Below are 17,782 nucleotides of genomic sequence, written 5' to 3'. Positions count from 1 at the left end.
AGAAACCAGGGAGGCCTGTAATGGCCTCCCGTTTTGTTGCGCAACGGTCAGGTCGATGCTTCGTTCTGCAGGCCTTGCAGATACTCCACCAACGTCTGCGCACACGCCTCAATCGCGCCGTCGACCACCAGCTCGAAACCGTGGGTATTTTCCGTCGGGATCGCAATGCAGCCGGCCTGGGCGCTGATGCCTGAGCTCATGACCGCACTGGCGTCGGAGGCGAAATCCAGCAGCAGGGCAAACTGCGGATCGAAGCCGCAACGCTTGGCCGCGTCGGCCAAAGCCATAACCACGCCGCGCGAGTAATAGCCTTTCTGGTCGCCGGTATCGATGATCGGGTCGACACTCAATCGCGTTGCGTATTCACTCATCACCGGGCCGACTTCCACGGCAATCGTGGTGTCACCGGGCACGTGCGCGGCGGCATACATCGCGCCGGCGTTGCTTTCTTCCTCAAGCGTGGTGAAGACGAAGTAGGTGTCGTGCCGCAATTCGATGGGGCTGTGCTTGAGTTGCTCGGCAGCGAGGAGCATGGCGACGACTGGCGCGCGGTCATCGAGAAAGTGCGCAGCGGTGGCGTCACCCACCCGGAACGGCGTACGCCAATGCTGGCTGAGCACAACGCGCGTGCCGGGCCGCACGCCCATGGCTTGCAAAGTCTGCTGATCATGGCGGGTGATGATGTGCACGTCTTTCCACTCGACAGCGCCGCTCATCACATCCTGGCCCTGTGGCGAGCCTGCCGTCGCGTGCATCGAACCGAACGACAGCACACCGGGCAGCGTTTGCGCGTCACCAAGAATGTCCACCGGGCAGACACCGAAATTCACCGGATTGGCGCCGCCCAAAGCCACCACCCGCAACGTGCCGTCCGGCTCGACGCGTTTGACCACCATGGCGATCTCATCCATGTGGCCCATGATGCGCACGGCGTGCTGCCCGTCTGGATCGGGTTCGCGGCCCTTGCGCAGGCCGATGACATTGCCGGCCCGGTCGGTCCAGACCTTATCGCAATGGCGCTGCAATTCTTCCAGACAGATCGCTCTGACTTCGTCTTCCTGACCGCCGGGGCCGCGCGCCATGAGCAAACGGCTCAATAGCGTCTGGGTGGATTGCTGAGTATTGCGCGGCGAAGGCGCCTGGTTATCCGACATGCGTGCTGACCCTCCTTACATCGACGAACGTGTATCGCCCGTTCAGAGTTTTAGGGGGCAGATCGGCAGGAAAATTCACATCGGAATACGACGAAGATTCTTGATTTGATCTCGAATATTGTGGAAGCGAGCTTGCTCGCGAAAGCGGAGTGTCTGGCAATGATGATGCTGAATGTGCCAACGCCTTCGCGGGCAAGCCCACTCCCACAGGGATCTTGGTTGCGCTGAAGATGGTCGATTCGCCTCCGGACCAATGTGGGAGCGGGCTTGCTCGCGAATGCGGTGCATCAGGCAATGATGATGCTGAATGTGCCAACGCCTTCGCGGGCAAGCCCACTCCCACAGGGGTTTCGTTTGCGCTGAAAACTGGATTGGATCCTGCGTTTACCGGGAGCTCACTTCCACAGTAAATCGGTGTTGGGCTCGGCGCATATTGGTGTCAGCGGTTGTACTTCAGCGCTTCGACGAAAGCCGCAAACGCCGCCGAGCCCTGGCGCCTGTTCGGGTAATACAGGTGATAGCCCTGAAAGGTCGGGCACCAGTCGCTTAACACCTCCACCAGTCGCCCGTCGGCCAGATACGGCGCGACCAGTTGCTCGGGCACGTAGGCCACGCCGATGCCATCTACGGCGGCATTGAGCACATGCATGATGCTGTTGAACACCAATTGCCCGTCGACCTTCACGCTGAAATCCTGACCCTTGTGCGCGAACTCCCAGGCGTAAATCGCGCCGGCTGGTTGGTGGCGGATGTTGACGCAGGTGTGCTCCATCAACTGATGCGGCGTGGAGGGCGCCGTGTGGCGGGCGAAGTATTCGGGCGAAGCGACCACGGCCAGGCGCCAGTCCGGACCGATGCGCACGGCGATCATGTCCTTGCTGATCGACTCGCCGAGACGGATGCCAGCATCGAAGCGTTCCTTGACCACATTGGTAAATCCGTAATCGACGTAAAACTCCAGGATGATGTCTGGATAGTCCTGCAAAAACTGCGCAAGCATCGGCCGGATGCACAATTCAATCTGATCGTCCGTGCAGGAAATGCGGATGGTGCCGCTGGGCTTGTCGCGAAGTTCACCGAGGGCCTCAAGCTCGGCGCTGATCTGCTCCAACAGCGGCGCAATAGAATGCATCAAGCGATCGCCTGCCTCGGTGGGTGAGACATTGCGCGTCGTACGAGCGAGCAAGCGGATACCCAGACGCTGCTCCAGCGCGCGGACCGTATGACTCAGCGCGGACGGCGTAACGCCGAGGCGGGCGGCGGCTTTGGTGAAGCTCTGCTCCTGGGCCACCGCCAGAAACGCCTGCAGGTCATTGATTTTGCCGTTACTCATTGCTGAATTTTTCTCAAAAGCACATGAAGATTATCGCTACTAATCAAGTTAGGCCCGATCCGTCAAGCTTTGCAGCCTGAGTAGCGGGGTACAAATGCCTCGATGATTTCTTCTTCAAGACAGGTTTTCGCATGACGGCTCAAGCAATCGATAACCCGACGGCCCAGGCCATGGGCGTATCTGCAACTGGCGAACAACCGGCGTATTGGAGCGGCGTGTTCGCGATGACCTTGTGTGTCTTCGCCCTGATCGCCTCCGAGTTCATGCCGGTCAGTCTGCTCACGCCAATGGCCACGGACTTGCACATCAGCGAAGGCTTGGCCGGCTATGGCATCGCCATCTCCGGCGCGTTCGCGGTGCTGACCAGCCTGACGATCACCAGGCTCGCCGGCTCGATGGATCGCAAGCGCCTGTTGCTGCTGTTGACGGCGCTGATGTGCGCGTCCGGTCTGGTGGTCGGCCTGGCGCCCAATTACACGGTGTACATGATCGGTCGCGCATTGATCGGCGTGGTCATTGGCGGCTTCTGGTCGATGTCGGCGGCGCTGGCCATGCGTCTGGTGCCATCCGCCAGCGTGCCCAAGGCGCTGGCCATTTTTAACGGCGGCAATGCACTGGCGACCGTTGTGGCGGCACCGCTGGGCAGTTATCTGGGCAGTGTGATTGGCTGGCGCGGTGCGTTCTTTTGCCTGATTCCAGTGGCGTTGATTGCGCTGCTCTGGCAGTGGATCAGCTTGCCCGCGCTTCCCGCTGCGCCGCGCAAGGCCAGCGCAGGCAATGTCTTTGCTTTGTTCAAAAGCCGCCGGGTGGCGTTGGGCATGGTTAGCGCCGGCCTGTTCTTCATGGGCCAGTTTGTTCTGTTCACGTACCTGCGACCCTTTCTGGAAAACGTAACCCGGGTCGATGTTTCGCTGCTGTCGATGATGCTGCTGGCCATTGGTGTGGCCGGGTTTATCGGCACCGTGATCATTGGGTCGGTGCTGAAGTCAGGCCTGTACAGAGTGGTGATCGCCATTCCACTGCTGATGGCGATGATTGCGGTGGCGCTGATCGGGCTGGGCAGCTCGCTGATCGCGACGTTCGTGTTGCTGGGTTTGTGGGGGGTGATCGCGACGGCGGCGCCGGTGGGCTGGTGGTCGTGGCTGGCACGCACGTTGCCCGACGATGCCGAAGCGGGCGGAGGGCTGATGGTTGCGGTAGTGCAGTTGTCGATTGCTGCGGGTTCTACCGTTGGCGGTCTGCTGTTCGACGGCAGCGGTTATCGGCTGACGTTTCTCGCCAGCGCAGTGTTGCTCGTGCTGGCGGCGTTGATGACCTGGCTGACGTCGCGACAGAAAGGCTGATTCAGCTTTCGGTGTGTTCGACCGCCGCCTGCGCGGCGTCTGCTTCCAGCTTCAGGCGATCGGCCTTGCAAATGTACTTGGGCTTTTTCGGCGCCAGTTTGGCGTTGGCCTTTTTAGCCTTTTCCTTGAACAACTGCTGCAGCTTCTTTTGACGGTTCATGACTTTTCGATCGCGGGTGGAGAGGGTGGGAATCCTGAAGCAAGGCCGAGTGGTCAGCAAGAAGAAATCCACTAAGCTGAGCACATTCCCCCATACTCAAGAGCATCCCCCCAACCGAAGGAATCGCACATGAGAAAAGCTCGCAAATTGATTGTCGCGTTGTCTTGCCTCGCGCTTGTAATCGGCAGCACGACGGCACTGGCCGACCCCGGCAATGGCAAGGGACAAGGCGGCCAAGGCAACGGCAAGGGCAAACCGCAGAACATGCAGGACCACGGGAAACAGGGTGGAAGCGGTCAAGGCAACGGCAACAAAGGCCAGCCATCCTCCGGTAATCGCGGTGGGGGACCCAGTGTTGATCACGGCAATATTCTTGGCATCGTCGGCGGTTATCGCGGCGAATACTGGAATCCGGGGCCGCCACTGCCGCCGGGCATTCAAAAGAATCTGGCGCGGGGCAAACCGCTGCCTCCGGGTATCGCCAAGAAGCTGGACGGGCGTCTGCTCGGCCATTTGCCCCACTATGACGGCTATGAATGGCAACAGGTGGGCACCGATCTGATCCTCGTTGCGCTGGCTACCGGGCTGATTTACGAGGTACTTAACGGCGCGTTCGATTGATCTACCCGTAAGGAGTGGCAGCAAGTGTCGCTCCTTTTTTGTGTCTGCATAGCTGCATCAGGTGCAGTAATGAACTGCATTCAGCCTGCCTTGTTCGTCGAGCGTTGAGCTTTCAGACTCCGATCAACGCTTAATGACTGAAAGGAGATGAGCATGACCAGCGCAATTCGCTTGACCGAAACGGGCGCTCCGAACGTCCTGGCGTTGCAAACAGTCAACGAGCAGTCCCCCGGCACCGACGAGGTCTGGCTGGAGCAAGAGGCGATTGGTGTCAATTACCTCGATGTGACCCAGCGCAAAGGTGCGGTGCCGGTTGCATTGCCCTCGGGGCTGGGGCTTGAGGGCGCCGGTCGGGTGGCGGCTGTCGGCGCCGGTGTGAGCAATGTACGCGTGGGTGATCGAGTCGCCTATGCCACTGGACCTTTGGGCGGCTACGCGTCGGCGCGGCTGTTCCCGGCAGAGCGTCTGGTGAAAATCCCCGATGAGTTGTCGTTCGAAGACGCGGCGGCGGTGTTGTTCAAAGGCATCACTGCACAATACCTGCTGAAGGCGACTTATCCCGTCGGGCCAGGCACGACGATGCTGCTTTATGGCGTGGCCGGCGGGCTTGGGGAGATCATGGTGCCGTGGGCCAGACACCTTGGTGCGACAGTGATCGGCGTGGTGTCGAAACAGGCCAGCGTTGACAAGGCTCGCGCGTCGGGCTGTGACGACGTGCTGGTATTCGACGCCGAAACCCTCGCCGCCGATGTGTTGCGTATCACCGAGGGGCGCAAGGTCGATGTGGTGTATGACCCGATTGGCCGGGTGTCTTTTCAAGCCTCGCTGGACAGCTTGCGCCCACGCGGACTGATGGTTTCGTTCGGTGCACAGACCGGGGCGCCGGCAGCGGTAGAAATGGCCACGCTCAATGCCAAGGGCTCGCTGTTCCTGACCCGTCCATCGCTGGCCGCACATACCGCCACGACAGCCGAATATCAGGAGCGTGCGCAAGACGTGCTGGCCGCTGTTGCCGCCGGTATCATCACGCCGCAAATCCGCGCGCGTTATGCATTGGCCGACGCGGCACTAGCGCATGCCGATCTCGAATCGGGGCGATCATCAGGGGCGATCATTCTAAAACCATGAATCTGGATGTTCTGAGCAATCCGCACAGCGATGAGATCGCAGCCTTTCTCGCCGTCGCCGCGCAAGGCTCGTTTGTCGCGGCGGGCCGCTTGTTGCAGCGTCATCCGACCATCGTTTCCAAGCGCCTGGCGGCGATGGAAAAACGTTTGGGTGTGCGGCTGGTAGAGCGCTCGACACGGCACGTGCGCATCACCGAGGCTGGCCTGCAACTCGAACAACGTTTGCGCGCGGCCGTCGAACTGATGAACGAGGCGCAACAGCAAGCGGTGCAGGGGGCCAGCGAAGTGCGCGGCACCTTGCGCCTGGCTTTGCCGGCGGCGATGGGGCGGTTGTGGCTGGGGCCGTTGCTGCCGCAATTTCTCAAGGCGCATCCGCACGTCTCGCTGGTCGCCGATTACAGCGAAGGCCTCGTCGATATCATCGAGCAGGGCTTCGACGCGGCCATCCGTATCGGCGAGCTGGACGACAATCGGCTGATCGCGAAAAAGCTCAGTGACCATCGACGGATTCTCTGCGCATCGCCAGCCTACATCGAGGCCCACGGCATGCCGAAAACGCCGCACGACCTGCTGCAGCACAATTGCCTGCGCTTCAGCGGGCTGGCATCGTTCCCGTTGTGGCGCCTGCATCGCGGCGATGAACTGCAAACCATCACGCCACACGGCAACCTGACCGCCAGCGACAGCGAATCCCTACTCGCAGCAGCCCGGGCCGACGCCGGCATACTGGGTGCCGGCGACTGGCTGATGAGCCGCGATCTGGCGGCCGGACGGTTGATTCGCGTGCTGCCTGACTGGCATCTGGATTCGGCGGGCGGCGTTTATCTGATCAGGCCGTCGTCGCGGTTCCCGGCAGCGGCAGTGGTGGCGTTCAAGGAGTGGATTGAAGCGAAATTCGAGCTCGGGCCACCCTGGGCCCTCTGAGCAAAACCAGCATTTGCTGTCACCACCGTCCCTGTGGGCGTGCTCGCCTTTGCGTCAACACAGAAATCGATGTCGGCGCACAAAAAGGCCCGGCATCGCTGCCGGGCCTCGGTGTATTCAATACTTTACGCAGCGATATTGGCCGCCATTTCCTTTTTATGGCTCGCCTTCATGGCTTCCATCTGTGCGCCCAGTTCCTCGAGCTTGGCCTTGCCCAAAAGCTTTTGGGCTTTCGGGAACATTTCCTCTTCTTCCTCTTCGATGTGGTGCTCGAGCAACTCCTTGACCACTTTGACCCGACCGGCAAATTCCGGCGTGCCCGGATCGGTCTCTTTCAGATCAGGCAGTACCAGCGAATCCACGGTGCGGTGCTCTTCCTTGGCTTCGTGGTACATGATCTCTTCTTCCTTGCTGCCGGCTTCCTTGAAAGCAGGGTAAAGGATCTCTTCTTCGAGGCGGGTGTGGAGGGTGATTTCCATCTCCAGTTTGCCCAGCAACTCCACGCGTTTTTTCAGCGCGCGCTCGGTGGATTCACTCAGTTGGCTGAGGATCGCTTTTACTTTTTCATGGTCGGCTTTGAGAAGGTCGATGGCATTCATTTTTTTAGGGCCTCTGCTTTTCACGGATTGAACACAGCGTTTTTTTTCGCGCTGCTGTGTATTCGGAAGAGGCTATCGCATGACTCATGCCAACTCGACGAGCAAGCGCAACCCACGTACATCAAGGGCTGGCGCGCAAGAAGGCATAACGCCTTCGTGCAGGCTGCAAGATCTCAGCTGGCGCGACATTGCATATAACAAGCCCGGCAAAAGCCGGGCTGTGGGTGATACTTGAGTCGCCCCTGCGACAGCGTTTACCGATTCGCCTGGGAAGGGGAACCGCGACCGATATGCTTGGGCCCCGCCAACGCCCAGGCGATCAGGCCGAACAGCGGCACGAACACGATCAGCACGATCCACACACCTTTATTACTGGATTTCCCCTCGCTTTTACGCACCCGGTTGATGGCCCAGAGCTCGATCAGCACGAGAATGACCGCCAATACGATCCACACGGTTTCGATTTGCATAGGCTTACCTCCTGATGGTCTGTGCGTTAGGCGACAAGCGGGGCGTTGGGTTCATTCTTTTTGCCCGGGACGCGAGGACGCGGCGATACCCGATTGCAAAATAGATGTCTGATCGCCGCTGCGGCCTATATCCTCTGCGCCACACGTTTGGGCAGGAACAGGGACAGGCAATGGCATTCAGGGTGATGGTCGTCGGTGGTTACGGCAATTTCGGCAGCATCGTTTGCCGGCATCTGGCACAAATGCCAGAAATTGATCTGCTGCTGTCGGGCCGTGATGCGCGCAAGTTGCAGCGCAAGGTCGACGAGCTGCAAGTGCAATCGGGCCGTACGTGCCAAGGCTGGTGCGGCGATGCAATGGGCGCGGATTTTCAAGCGGCGTTGCGCGAGTTGAATGTTCAGTTGGTGGTGCACACCGGTGGGCCGTTTCAGGGGCAATCCTGCGCAGTCGCTGAAAGCTGCATCGGTGCAGGGGTCAATTACTGCGATCTGGCTGACTGCCGCACCTTCGTCAACGGCATTGATGTGCTTGATGCCCGCGCCAGACAGGCCGGTGTGGCCGTGCTCAGTGGTTGCAGTTCAGTGCCGACCTTGTCTTCGGCCATCATTGATCAGCAGCGCGAGCGCTTCGCCCGAATCGATTCGATCGAACATGGCATTTCTTCCTCGGCGAAGATGCCGGGGCTGTCAACGGTCGAAGGCGTGCTGGCCTACGCCGGCAAACCGATCAGGCAATTAAAGAATGGCCAGGTTCACGAAGTATTGGGCTGGCTCGACCTGACCTTGCGCAGGATGCCGCAACTGGGCACGCGGGTGCTGGCCAATGTCGATGTGCCGGACATGGATATTTTCGCGCGCCGCTATGGCGCGCAGACGCTGCGCTTCAAGGCTGGCGCCGGTCTGAAACTCGGCGGTGTTGCCAATGCTTTGCTGGCGCAAGCCTTGCGCGTGGGTCTGGTGCGCGATCATGTGCGCTGGGCGGCGCGCCTGCATCGACTGGGTACGCGGTTCGAGCGTTTCGGGGATGGCAAAAGCGCGATGTACATCGATGTTTGCGGCATCGGTGTCGACGGCCAGCCGCTGAGCATGACCGCGCAACTCACCGCGTTGAATGACAAGGGCCCGGAAATCCCCAGCTGCGCCGCCGTCGCCCTCGCAACCAAAATGGCCCACGGCTACGTACCGCAGGCCGGCGCGCGACCATGTGTGGGCGAAATCAGCGTTGAGGAATATCTGGCGGCGATCAACGATCCGGGTAACTTGAGCCTGTCGGTCCAGTTCGCCGATGGGCAGCGTTGAGATGCTCTATCTCTGTCTGAAGTATTTGCATGTGATCGCAGCGGTTTTCCTGTTCGGTTTCGGCATGGGCTCCTACCTGTACCTGATCGCCGCCAGCCGCACCGGCAACCCGCAAGTGGTCGCCCATGTCGCGCGGATGGTGGTGCGTTTCGATACGTGGATCACCACGCCGGCCGGGTTTGTGCAGGTCATCACCGGGTATCTGCTGATGCGGCTGTCCGGGCTGTCGATGAGCACCGAGTGGCTGCTGACCTCGCTGATCGTTTTTTTCTGTGCAGGCGCGCTGTGGTTGCCGGTATTGGTCCTGCAAAAGCGTTTGCAGAACATGGCGCTGAGTGCGGTTGAGAGTGCCCAGCCTCTGAATGATCGCTACGCCAGTACTTACCGATGGTGGCTCTGGATGGGCATCGCCGGGTTCGCCGGGATGTTTGTCATCGTGCTGATGATGGTGACGAAGATGACTCCCCTGCAACTGATCGGGTCAGCGATGGGCGTTTAGGAAACGGCTTTCATGATCCGCCGTAGGCAGCAGGCAAGTGTCGTACTTGCCAAACAGTCGATAGCGATTCAGCGCAATGCGATCGTAAGCCCAGTCGCGTAGGCGGAGCGGGAAAATCCGCAGCAGTTTCAGCGGCTGCCAGCGCCCCGGCAGTTGCCCGACCACTTGCAGGAATGCATCCGAGCGCTCCCAGTAATGCTGGTCGCGGATCACCGCCATGGTGTCGAACTCATCCAGCGGCAGACCGGCCCATGCCAGCAAGGCCTGGCCCTCGGGCGATTGCACCGCTGCCAGCCGCACACGGCGCTGGCGATCATGGCGAATCAAAAAGCGCGCCCAGCCGTTGCACAGCTTGCACACGCCGTCGAACAGCACCACGGTTTCGCCGGGCTTGAGCAGTGGCGGGGGGTCAGGGCGGGTTTTCATGGCTGGCATCGGCATGTTCCTGGCGGCGGTTGTCGCGATGATAACCCCGATCAACAGGCGCTTGTTCCATAGCCGCGGATCGCGGCGGTATTGCCCCGGCGAGATTCCATGCACGCGGCGGAACGCAGCGCCAAAAGCCGCGTCGGACAGATAGCCCAGAGAAGCTGCGATGGTCGCGACATTGAGCCTGAATCGGGCCGCAAAGGCATTGCCAAATGGGCGGCGAATGCTGAGTTGGCTGAGCGACTCTGGGTGTTGTCGGAGCCGTGGACGGGGCTCAAGGTGGCGTGAATAGAGTCAGATGTCAAAAGTCCCTCAGCTCAGCCCAGCCCAGCCCACTGCCTCGGATGAGGGCTGGGGCGATGGACAGTTGCGCCGCTGCAACAAAGTCGAACCCGAACAAGACAACCCGGCTAAAGGCGCGTCACGTCTGTTCACCCCCCTCGCGCCTCACTCCTCGACAAAACATCTTCCGATAGTCCGACGGCGACGTCCCCAAGTGCGCTGCGAACTGCTGCCGTAACGACAGCGGCGTGCCAAACCCGGCTTCCCCGGCGATGCACTCGACCGATAAATCCGTGGTTTCCAACAATGCCTGTGCTCTGACCACGCGTTCAGCGTTGAGCCATTTAGCAACCGTAGTACCGGTCGTTTCCTTGAATCGCCGGGTAAACGTGCGGCGACTCATCCGGGCTTTCTCTGCCAACAGATCCAGCGACAGATGTTCACCCAGATGCATGCGCGCCCAAGCCAGAACCGCAGCCAGATGCGTTTCGCTCGACAGTTGCGGCACCGGGTGCTCGACGTATTGCGCCTGGCCTCCTTGCCGGTGCGGTGGGGTGACCAGCATTTTCGCCGTGTGATTGGCCACGTCAGCACCGAAGCGCTGGCGCACCAGATGCAGGCAGCAGTCGATAGCCGCTACGGTGCCTGCCGAGGTCATCAGATTATCGTCGGTGACATACAGCACCTCGGGACGAAAGCGAACCTTGGGAAAGCGCCGCGCAAACTCGTCGCGCGCCGCCCAGTGCGTCGTTGCCTGTTTGCCATCAAGCAGTCCGGCATCTGCCAGCACAAAGGCGCCCAGGCATAACCCGACGATCAGTTTCCCTGCGGCGTGGGCTTGTTGCAGCGCTTGTACAAGCCCTGCCGACGCGGTGATCGATTGATCGCCCCATGCCGGAATGATGATGACGTCGGATGCCGCCATCAGTTCCAGGCCATGGTTTATCGCCAGGCCGATTCCTTGGTCACTGCTGACCATGCCAGGTTCTTCTGCGCAATAACTGATTTGGTAACGCGGCTCAGTGGACGCCAGATTCGCCGTCGCCAGAACGATGCCCGGCACGGACAGGTGGAACAGGCTGACGCCGTCAAATGCCAGAACGGCGACATGGATGGGGGACATAAGACAGATCTCGGTTTCACGGTGTCGGGATGGCCCGATTATAACGATATATGTCATTCAGGCCACTGTTGGCTGCGTCGGGCCTCAGCCAAAATGGACGCATTCACCAACGAACAGGATGATTCACATGACACTCAAGACTCTACCATTTGCCCTGAGCATGGCTTGCGCCGCTGCGACTGTTCCAGCCTTCGCGGAGACAGAAACCCGCTCAAACCCTGAATCTGCACACAAGCTGGATCTGCAGCAGGTGCGTAACGCTACGGTGAAAATCACCTACGGCGACACGACCTTTCTGATCGATCCGATGCTGGCGAAAAAAGGCGCATACCCTGGGTTCGAAAATACTTACCGCAGCAACCTGCGTAATCCGCTGGTGGATTTGACCGAGTCCCCTGAGCAAGTGATTGCCGGCGTCGATGCCGTGATCGTTACCCATACGCATCTGGACCACTGGGATGACGCGGCACAAAAAGCACTGCCAAAAGACATCCCTCTGTTCGCCCAGCATGAAGAAGATGCGCAGTTGATCCGCTCGCAAGGCTTCAAAAATGTGCGCGTGCTGAAGAATGAAGCCGAGTTCGGCGGCGTGAAAATCAGCAAAACCGGTGGTCAGCACGGCACTGACGAAATGTATGCCGTGCCGGCCCTCGCCAAACCGCTGGGCGAAGCCATGGGCGTGGTGTTCCAGGCGCCTGGCTACAAAACGCTCTATCTGGCCGGCGATACCATCTGGCGCAAGGAAGTCGATCAGGCCATCGAGAAATTCCAGCCTGAAGTCATCGTGCTCAACGCCGGCAAAGCGAAAATGAGCGGTTACGAAGGCTCGATCATCATGGGTGAGGAAGATGTTCTGCGAGCTGCGCAGGCGGCCAAAGACGCGAAGATCGTTGCCGTGCACATGGATGCGATCAACCACATGTCGCTGACTCGTGAAGAATTGCGCAGCTATGTGCAAAAGCACGGCATCGAGAGCCGCGTGGACATCCCGGCAGACGGTGCATCGCTGCAATTCTGATGGATTCAGACCTGCCCGGGCGTACCGTTGACACGCCCGGGCTCCCGGGTTTGGTGGCGCATTACTCCCCCAGCTTCGCCCAGAATTCCTCCGCCGAAGGGCTGATTGGTGCCGTCGGGCGAGTCAGATGAATTTCCAGCGCAATGTCCCAGCTTTCATCCAGGGCCCTGACCAGACGCCCGTCGGCCATTTCCTGTTCGGTCAGGCTTTTTGGCAGCCAGGCGACGCCTTTGCTTTCCAGCGCCATCGACATCAGCACTGCTGCCAGATGGCTGCTGAACAGCGGTTTCAAATGCAGGTAATCTGCTTTGCCATGCAGCCTGTGGGAGACGATTCGGCCCAGACCGGATTCGTGGGTATAGGCCAGATAGGGCAGGGTTTCGGGCGAAGTGCCAAATTGCGCCGAAGCACTCGCCAGCGGCACGAGCACATCTTCGCCGACCTTCTTGCCAATGAACTGATCAGGCGCCAGTAATGGCGGAACGTCGGGGTGGCGATGGCACAACAGAAATTGCACCTGACCATGAATCAGCATCTGCTCGCACACGGCCATGCTGTCGGAATGCAGGCGAACCGCATCGATTGGCGCGCCATTTTCGGCGCTGCGCAACCAGCGTGGGAAGAAGGTGAATGACAGCGAATGAGTGGCGGCAAACTGCAAGGTTTTCGCAGCCATGCCAGCCACTTCCTGCGCCTCGGAGCGCATGCGGTACAGGCGTCTGGCTGCTTCCTGGGCACTGGGCAAAATTTGCCTGCCGGCCTCGGTCAACGTCGCGCCTTGCGGGGTGCGCACGAACAATTCGACACCCATCCAGTTCTCCAGCGAGCGCACTCGGCGACTGAACGCCGGCTGCGTCACGTGGCGCGCTTCAGCGGCCCGGACGAAGCTGCCGTATTCGGCCAGCGCTGAAAAATCCTCAAGCCAAACCAGTTCCAAGGGCAATGCCTCCTGTGCATAGGGCGCGGCATTAATAGCATTGGGCGGGTGTCGTCGCAAAGCATAACGTTGGGTCACCACAACAAGAGGAACCCGTCATGCGTATCGTCGATATCCGTGAAAAAACCGTCTCCATCGCTTCCCCGATCGCCAATGCCTACATCGATTTTTCGAAGATGACCTGCTCGGTCGTCGCGGTCATTACCGACGTGATTCGCGACGGCAAACCGGTCATCGGTTACGGCTTCAACTCCAATGGTCGCTACGGCCAGGGCGCGTTGATGCGCGATCGTTTTCTGGCACGGATCACTGAAGCCGACCCGCAAACCCTGATCGATCACGAAAACAATAACCTCGATCCGTTCGCCATCTGGAAAACCTTGATGACCAACGAAAAACCGGGCGGGCATGGCGAGCGTTCGGTAGCGGTCGGCACCATCGATATGGCGGTGTGGGACGCGGTGGCCAAGATCGAAGGCAAGCCTTTGTATCGGCTGCTCGCCGATCGTTATCGCAACGGCGTCGCCGATGACAAAGTCTGGGTGTACGCGGCGGGTGGTTATTACTACCCGGGCAAGGACCAGACCAAGCTCAAGGCCGAAATGCAGAGCTATCTGAACCGTGGCTATGACGTGGTCAAAATGAAGATCGGCGCGGTGCCGCTGGACGAAGATATTCGCCGCATTGAAGCGGTGCTGGAAGTGGTGGGCGACGGCCAGCGCCTGGCGGTCGACGCCAACGGCCGTTTTGATCTGAAGACCGGTATCGCGTATGCCGAAGCGATCAAGAAATACAACCTGTTCTGGTACGAAGAAGTCGGCGATCCGCTGGATTACGCGCTGCAGGCCGAACTGGCCAATCATTACGAACTGCCGATGGCCACCGGTGAAAACCTCTTCTCTCACCAGGACGCCCGCAACCTGTTGCGCCACGGCGGCATGCGCCCTGACCGTGATTATCTGCAATTTGACTGCGCACTGTCCTACGGTCTCGTCGAGTACATGCGCACCCTCAAGGTGATGGAAGAGCTGGGTTGGTCTTCGCGCCGCGTGGTGCCGCATGGTGGTCACCAGATGTCGCTGAACATCGCCGCCGGTCTGCATTTGGGCGGCAATGAATCCTACCCGGATGTGTTCCAGCCGTTCGGAGGTTTTGCCGATGGCATCCGCGTCGAAAACGGCTACGTCGGTCTGCCGGATATCCCGGGTGTCGGCTTCGAAGCCAAATCTGCGCTGTATGCCGTCATGCGTGAACTGGGCGAGGGCTGATTCAGTTTTATCGGCGGTCTCGGTTGCCGAGGCCGCACCCTCAGGCGTCATCGTCGACGCCCACACCACATGCCCACCACAACAATAAAATGAGGTGCTTTCGTGGAAACTTCAAAATCGCGCTGGTACAGCCAGCTCTATGTGCAGGTGCTGATCGGTATCGTCATCGGTGCTGCGATCGGTTATTTCGTACCGGACATCGGTGCCAAGCTGCAGCCGTTTGCCGATGGTTTCATCAAGCTGATCAAGATGCTTCTGGCGCCGATCATTTTCGGCACGGTAGTGGTCGGTATCGCCAAGATGGGCAGCATCAAGGAGGTCGGGCGCATCGGTGTGAAAGCGCTGATCTACTTTGAGATCCTTTCCACCATTGCTCTGGTGGTCGGCCTGATCGTAGTCAACATCGTCAAGCCTGGCGTTGGCATGAACATCAACGTCGGAACGCTCGACAGCAGCGCGATCAACAAATACAGCCAGGCCGCGAGCGAGCAGGGCGGTACTGTCGATTTCTTCCTCAATATCATTCCGCATACCTTTCTCGGCGCCTTCTCCAACGGCGTCATGCTGCAGGTGATTCTGCTGTCGGTGTTGATGGGGGTTGCCCTCGTGCAGATGGGCGAAACCAGCAAGCCGCTGATCAACACCATCGATCTGTTCCTGCAGGGCCTGTTCAAAATTGTCGCGATGGTCATGCGCCTGGCGCCGCTGGGTGCGGGAGCGGGCATGGCGTTCACCATTGGCAAATACGGCATCGGCACTTTGCTGTCGCTTGGGCAGTTGCTGGTCGCCCTGTACATCACGACGTTGATTTTCATCGTGGTGGTCCTGGGTGCGGTGGCACGATGGTCAGGCATGCCGCTGATGCAGTTTCTGCGCTATTTCAAGGATGAAATTCTGATCACGCTGGGCACCTGTTCGACCGAAGCGGTGCTGCCGCGAATGATGGTCAAACTGGAAAAGCTCGGCTGCAAAAAATCCGTGGTCGGCATGGTCCTGCCGACGGGCTACACCTTCAACGCAGATGGCACCTGCATCTACCTGACCATGGCGGCGATTTTCATTGCCCAGGCAACCAACACGCCGCTGACCTTCATGGATCAGATGATTCTGCTCGGCGTGTTCCTGCTGACCTCCAAGGGCTCGGCCGGTGTGGCGGGGGCAGGATTTGTGACCCTGGCGGCCACGCTCACCACCATTCATTCGATACCTCTGGTGGGCCTGGTGTTGCTGTTGGGCATCGACCGTTTCCTCAACGAGGCCCGAGCGGTAACCAACCTGATCGGCAACGGCATCGGCACCATTGCCATTGCCAAGTGGGACAATTCCTTCGATGCCGAAGCGTGCGAGCGGGAAATCGCTGCCATGAAACACGAAAAGGCTGCACGCAAGGCGCTGCTGGCGCACAAGTAATCGGCGCAGCGTAGCGGACTTTCCTGCATCTCTCACGGGCATGGATCGGCACTGAAGTTCACAGATACCGCAAGCGATCAACCCTCTGTTGACGATCTGGATCGCCGACAGAGGTGCTGATCAGCACTGCGCGACCTTTCTCGGTTGACACTTCTAACATTCTCATGAAATATATAGTGCACTATACAATAGCGAACTATGAAATGAGTCCGAACCGAAATCAGGTGGGAACGCAGCTGTCGTTTTCACTCTACGCCGCGGCCAACCGGGTCGTGCGTTTGCACAAGCCGTATCTGGAACCGCTGGGCTTAACCTTTCCGCAATACCTGGTGATCCTTCAGCTTCTGGATGGTGCGCCACTGTCAGTGGGCGAACTCGGCGCTTACCTGGCAATGGACGCAGGAACCATCACGCCGCTGCTCAAACGTCTGGAGAGCGCCGGGCTGGTCACGCGCAAGCGCGATCCGGCAGACGAGCGTCGTGTGCTGATTGACCTGACGTCCGAAAGCCGGGCCATGGAAAACGACATCAGAGCCATCACCGGCAAAATCAAATCTGCCTGTCAACTCGATGAACAGGGGATTGAGGCGCTTCGTCTCACGCTCGATGCGCTTGGCCATCCGGCCGCAGACTGAGTTCACAACTCAATCCAGAAGCGCGCTCAACCGGGCGATAACACACGTACCAAGAGAGGGTATTGAAATGAACATCGGAATCATCGGCGCCGGCCACATCGGTGCGACGCTGGCGCGCAAGCTGGCGGCGTGCGGCCATCAGATCAAACTGGCCAATTCGAAAGACCCGCAAAGCATTCAGACGCTCGCTGACGAAGTCGGTGCCAAGGCGGTAACCAAAGAGCAGGCCGTGGCCGACGTCGACGTGATCATCCTGTCGATCCCTTTCGCCCGATACCCTGATCTGAAGCAGACGCTGAGCCAGGTTCCCGAGCAGGTCGTGGTCATCGATACCTCCAATTACTACCCGCAGCGTGACGGGGCAATCAGGGAAGTGGACGAGGGCAAACCCGAAAGCGTCTGGGTCAGCGAGCAGATCGGCCGTCCCCTGATCAAGGCGTGGAATGCTGTGCTTGCCGCTACGCTGGCCGATCAAGGCCAACCTGCTGAATCCGCGAATCGTATCGCTCTGCCCGTCGCCGGTGATGATCCGAGGGCTGAGGCAATCGCTCAGGATCTGGTTGAAGAAACCGGCTTTACTGCGCTCGCGGCAGGTGGTCTTCAGGACTCATGGCGTCAACAACCGGGCACGCCGGCTTACTGCACCGAGTTGACCTTGCCGGCGTTGAAGCTCGCCCTCGAAGCGGCGGACAAGGCCCGCGCACCGCTGAACCGCGACGCCTTGATGGTCCGATTCATGGCGCCGGACAGCGAGTTCACCCGCGAGCAAATGGTTGCAATCAATCGGGAGATGACGGCCTGATTGGCCAGCCGACGCCTTCAGTTTTAAAGTGCCGAAAAACCTGTGGGAGCGGGCTTGCTCGCGAAGGCGGCAGAGCAGTCAACATCGATGGCGACTGGCAAGACGCCTTCGCGAGCAAGCCAGCTCCCACAGTCGATAGCTGACACTCCTCAGAGCCTTGGCAACCTCCAAACCAGCCGGTCCTGGCACGCCACCAATCCACAGCCATGCCGAAAACCTGTGGAAGCGGGCTTGCTCGCGAAAGCGGCAGAACAGTCAACATCGATGGCGACTGGCAAGACGCCTTCGCGAGCAAGCCCGCTCCCACAGTCGATAGCTGACACTCCTCAGAGCCTTGGCAACCTCCAAAC

The 17,782-nt window shown here is 59.7% G+C and carries 19 protein-coding genes; 11 read left to right on the top strand and 8 right to left on the bottom strand.

Going from position 1 to position 17,782, the window contains the following annotated elements; translation table 11 throughout:
* Positions 1–47 precede the first annotated feature (47 nt).
* Positions 48–1,154: a M28 family peptidase gene (locus ACP7D9_RS10075; protein WP_426157127.1), complete on the bottom strand. Its 1,107-nt coding sequence runs from the start codon at positions 1,152–1,154 to the stop codon at positions 48–50.
* 439 nt (positions 1,155–1,593) lie between these two features.
* Entirely contained in the window at positions 1,594–2,487 is an 894-nt protein-coding gene (locus ACP7D9_RS10070; protein WP_312998560.1) for a LysR family transcriptional regulator, read from the bottom strand.
* A 131-nt stretch (positions 2,488–2,618) separates the two neighbouring features.
* Between ACP7D9_RS10070 and ACP7D9_RS10065 the strand changes: the two genes are divergently transcribed.
* Positions 2,619–3,830: an MFS transporter gene (locus tag ACP7D9_RS10065; protein ID WP_426157125.1), complete on the top strand. Its 1,212-nt coding sequence runs from the start codon at positions 2,619–2,621 to the stop codon at positions 3,828–3,830.
* 1 nt (position 3,831) lies between these two features.
* On the opposite strand, the gene ACP7D9_RS10060 is transcribed toward ACP7D9_RS10065, so the two are convergent.
* Positions 3,832–3,990, bottom strand: a complete 159-nt coding sequence (locus ACP7D9_RS10060) for a DUF2986 domain-containing protein (protein WP_426157123.1) — start codon at positions 3,988–3,990, stop codon at positions 3,832–3,834.
* A 129-nt stretch (positions 3,991–4,119) separates the two neighbouring features.
* Between ACP7D9_RS10060 and ACP7D9_RS10055 the strand changes: the two genes are divergently transcribed.
* The 3 genes from ACP7D9_RS10055 (at position 4,120) to ACP7D9_RS10045 (ending at position 6,662) form a co-directional block, all read left to right on the top strand.
* On the top strand, positions 4,120–4,611 hold the full coding sequence (locus ACP7D9_RS10055) for an anti-virulence regulator CigR family protein (RefSeq protein WP_426157121.1): 492 nt from the start codon (positions 4,120–4,122) through the stop codon (positions 4,609–4,611).
* A 153-nt stretch (positions 4,612–4,764) separates the two neighbouring features.
* On the top strand, positions 4,765–5,739 hold the full coding sequence (locus ACP7D9_RS10050; RefSeq protein ID WP_426157119.1) for a quinone oxidoreductase family protein: 975 nt from the start codon (positions 4,765–4,767) through the stop codon (positions 5,737–5,739).
* A complete protein-coding gene (locus tag ACP7D9_RS10045; protein ID WP_426157117.1) occupies positions 5,736–6,662 on the top strand; it encodes a LysR family transcriptional regulator in 927 nt (308 codons plus the stop codon). The genes ACP7D9_RS10050 and ACP7D9_RS10045 overlap by 4 nt, the downstream gene beginning before the upstream one ends.
* A 125-nt stretch (positions 6,663–6,787) precedes the next feature.
* Here ACP7D9_RS10045 and ACP7D9_RS10040 read toward each other — a convergent pair whose 3' ends face one another.
* Positions 6,788–7,261, bottom strand: a complete 474-nt coding sequence (locus tag ACP7D9_RS10040; protein ID WP_426157115.1) for a hemerythrin domain-containing protein — start codon at positions 7,259–7,261, stop codon at positions 6,788–6,790.
* Positions 7,262–7,515: 254 nt separating this feature from the next.
* The gene (locus tag ACP7D9_RS10035) at positions 7,516–7,731 is read right to left on the bottom strand and encodes a PLD nuclease N-terminal domain-containing protein (RefSeq protein ID WP_101162514.1); all 216 of its coding nucleotides are present in this window, start codon (positions 7,729–7,731) and stop codon (positions 7,516–7,518) included.
* A 170-nt stretch (positions 7,732–7,901) separates the two neighbouring features.
* Here ACP7D9_RS10035 and ACP7D9_RS10030 point away from each other — a divergent pair, with 170 nt between their 5' ends.
* Complete coding sequence (locus ACP7D9_RS10030; protein ID WP_426157113.1) at positions 7,902–9,029, top strand: saccharopine dehydrogenase NADP-binding domain-containing protein; 1,128 nt, start codon at positions 7,902–7,904, stop codon at positions 9,027–9,029.
* Between the two features lies 1 nt (position 9,030).
* Positions 9,031–9,528 (top strand): DUF2269 family protein, encoded by a 498-nt coding sequence (locus ACP7D9_RS10025; protein ID WP_426157111.1) that lies wholly within the window; start codon positions 9,031–9,033, stop codon positions 9,526–9,528.
* Here ACP7D9_RS10025 and ACP7D9_RS10020 read toward each other — a convergent pair.
* Both ACP7D9_RS10020 and ACP7D9_RS10015 read right to left on the bottom strand, forming a co-directional pair.
* Positions 9,511–9,963, bottom strand: coding sequence for a thiol-disulfide oxidoreductase DCC family protein (locus tag ACP7D9_RS10020; protein ID WP_426157109.1), 453 nt, complete (start codon positions 9,961–9,963; stop codon positions 9,511–9,513). The two genes, ACP7D9_RS10025 and ACP7D9_RS10020, sit on opposite strands and share 18 nt — an antisense overlap.
* Positions 9,964–10,378: 415 nt before the next feature.
* Positions 10,379–11,362 carry a GlxA family transcriptional regulator gene (locus ACP7D9_RS10015; RefSeq protein ID WP_426157108.1) on the bottom strand — a complete coding sequence of 328 codons (984 nt, stop codon included), beginning with the start codon at positions 11,360–11,362 and terminating at the stop codon, positions 10,379–10,381.
* A 127-nt stretch (positions 11,363–11,489) separates the two neighbouring features.
* On the opposite strand from ACP7D9_RS10015, the gene ACP7D9_RS10010 reads away from it, so the two are divergent.
* Positions 11,490–12,380, top strand: a complete 891-nt coding sequence (locus tag ACP7D9_RS10010) for an MBL fold metallo-hydrolase (protein WP_397478286.1) — start codon at positions 11,490–11,492, stop codon at positions 12,378–12,380.
* Between the two features lie 61 nt (positions 12,381–12,441).
* Here the strand turns inward: ACP7D9_RS10010 and ACP7D9_RS10005 are convergent, their stop codons facing one another.
* Positions 12,442–13,317, bottom strand: a complete 876-nt coding sequence (locus tag ACP7D9_RS10005) for a LysR family transcriptional regulator (protein WP_312998590.1) — start codon at positions 13,315–13,317, stop codon at positions 12,442–12,444.
* Positions 13,318–13,415: 98 nt separating this feature from the next.
* Here ACP7D9_RS10005 and ACP7D9_RS10000 point away from each other — a divergent pair, with 98 nt between their 5' ends.
* From ACP7D9_RS10000 to ACP7D9_RS09985, 4 genes are all read left to right on the top strand, one after another.
* The gene (locus ACP7D9_RS10000) at positions 13,416–14,585 is read left to right on the top strand and encodes a mandelate racemase/muconate lactonizing enzyme family protein (protein ID WP_426157105.1); all 1,170 of its coding nucleotides are present in this window, start codon (positions 13,416–13,418) and stop codon (positions 14,583–14,585) included.
* 102 nt (positions 14,586–14,687) lie between these two features.
* Complete coding sequence (gene dctA / locus ACP7D9_RS09995; RefSeq protein ID WP_101162501.1) at positions 14,688–15,995, top strand: C4-dicarboxylate transporter DctA; 1,308 nt, start codon at positions 14,688–14,690, stop codon at positions 15,993–15,995.
* A gap of 203 nt (positions 15,996–16,198) precedes the next feature.
* Entirely contained in the window at positions 16,199–16,630 is a 432-nt protein-coding gene (locus ACP7D9_RS09990; RefSeq protein WP_426157103.1) for a MarR family winged helix-turn-helix transcriptional regulator, read from the top strand.
* The gene (locus ACP7D9_RS09985) at positions 16,566–17,432 is read left to right on the top strand and encodes an NADPH-dependent F420 reductase (protein WP_371918400.1); all 867 of its coding nucleotides are present in this window, start codon (positions 16,566–16,568) and stop codon (positions 17,430–17,432) included. The genes ACP7D9_RS09990 and ACP7D9_RS09985 overlap by 65 nt, the downstream gene beginning before the upstream one ends.
* The last annotated feature ends 350 nt before the right edge of the window (positions 17,433–17,782 follow it).

It is taken from the genome of Pseudomonas sp. TSRC2-2 (assembly GCF_049897785.1).
Lineage (GTDB): Bacteria > Pseudomonadota > Gammaproteobacteria > Pseudomonadales > Pseudomonadaceae > Aquipseudomonas.
This window is presented reverse-complemented; position numbering and strand designations above follow the sequence as displayed.

Excerpts from the sequence above, each read along its gene's own strand:
- ACP7D9_RS10025 (WP_426157111.1), top strand. The coding sequence starts at position 9,031 with ATGCTCTATCTCTGTCTGAAGTATTTGCATGTGATCGCAGCGGTTTTC.
- ACP7D9_RS10045 (WP_426157117.1), top strand. The coding sequence starts at position 5,736 with ATGAATCTGGATGTTCTGAGCAATCCGCACAGCGATGAGATCGCAGCC.
- ACP7D9_RS09985 (WP_371918400.1), top strand. The coding sequence starts at position 16,566 with ATGAACAGGGGATTGAGGCGCTTCGTCTCACGCTCGATGCGCTTGGCC.
- ACP7D9_RS10075 (WP_426157127.1), bottom strand. The coding sequence starts at position 1,154 with ATGTCGGATAACCAGGCGCCTTCGCCGCGCAATACTCAGCAATCCACC.
- ACP7D9_RS10065 (WP_426157125.1), top strand. The coding sequence starts at position 2,619 with ATGACGGCTCAAGCAATCGATAACCCGACGGCCCAGGCCATGGGCGTA.
- ACP7D9_RS10000 (WP_426157105.1), top strand. The coding sequence starts at position 13,416 with ATGCGTATCGTCGATATCCGTGAAAAAACCGTCTCCATCGCTTCCCCG.
- ACP7D9_RS10030 (WP_426157113.1), top strand. The coding sequence starts at position 7,902 with ATGGCATTCAGGGTGATGGTCGTCGGTGGTTACGGCAATTTCGGCAGC.
- ACP7D9_RS10015 (WP_426157108.1), bottom strand. The coding sequence starts at position 11,362 with ATGTCCCCCATCCATGTCGCCGTTCTGGCATTTGACGGCGTCAGCCTG.
- ACP7D9_RS10055 (WP_426157121.1), top strand. The coding sequence starts at position 4,120 with ATGAGAAAAGCTCGCAAATTGATTGTCGCGTTGTCTTGCCTCGCGCTT.
- ACP7D9_RS10050 (WP_426157119.1), top strand. The coding sequence starts at position 4,765 with ATGACCAGCGCAATTCGCTTGACCGAAACGGGCGCTCCGAACGTCCTG.
- ACP7D9_RS10040 (WP_426157115.1), bottom strand. The coding sequence starts at position 7,261 with ATGAATGCCATCGACCTTCTCAAAGCCGACCATGAAAAAGTAAAAGCG.
- ACP7D9_RS09990 (WP_426157103.1), top strand. The coding sequence starts at position 16,199 with ATGAGTCCGAACCGAAATCAGGTGGGAACGCAGCTGTCGTTTTCACTC.
- ACP7D9_RS10020 (WP_426157109.1), bottom strand. The coding sequence starts at position 9,963 with ATGCCAGCCATGAAAACCCGCCCTGACCCCCCGCCACTGCTCAAGCCC.
- ACP7D9_RS10035 (WP_101162514.1), bottom strand. The coding sequence starts at position 7,731 with ATGCAAATCGAAACCGTGTGGATCGTATTGGCGGTCATTCTCGTGCTG.
- ACP7D9_RS10070 (WP_312998560.1), bottom strand. The coding sequence starts at position 2,487 with ATGAGTAACGGCAAAATCAATGACCTGCAGGCGTTTCTGGCGGTGGCC.
- ACP7D9_RS10060 (WP_426157123.1), bottom strand. The coding sequence starts at position 3,990 with ATGAACCGTCAAAAGAAGCTGCAGCAGTTGTTCAAGGAAAAGGCTAAA.
- ACP7D9_RS10010 (WP_397478286.1), top strand. The coding sequence starts at position 11,490 with ATGACACTCAAGACTCTACCATTTGCCCTGAGCATGGCTTGCGCCGCT.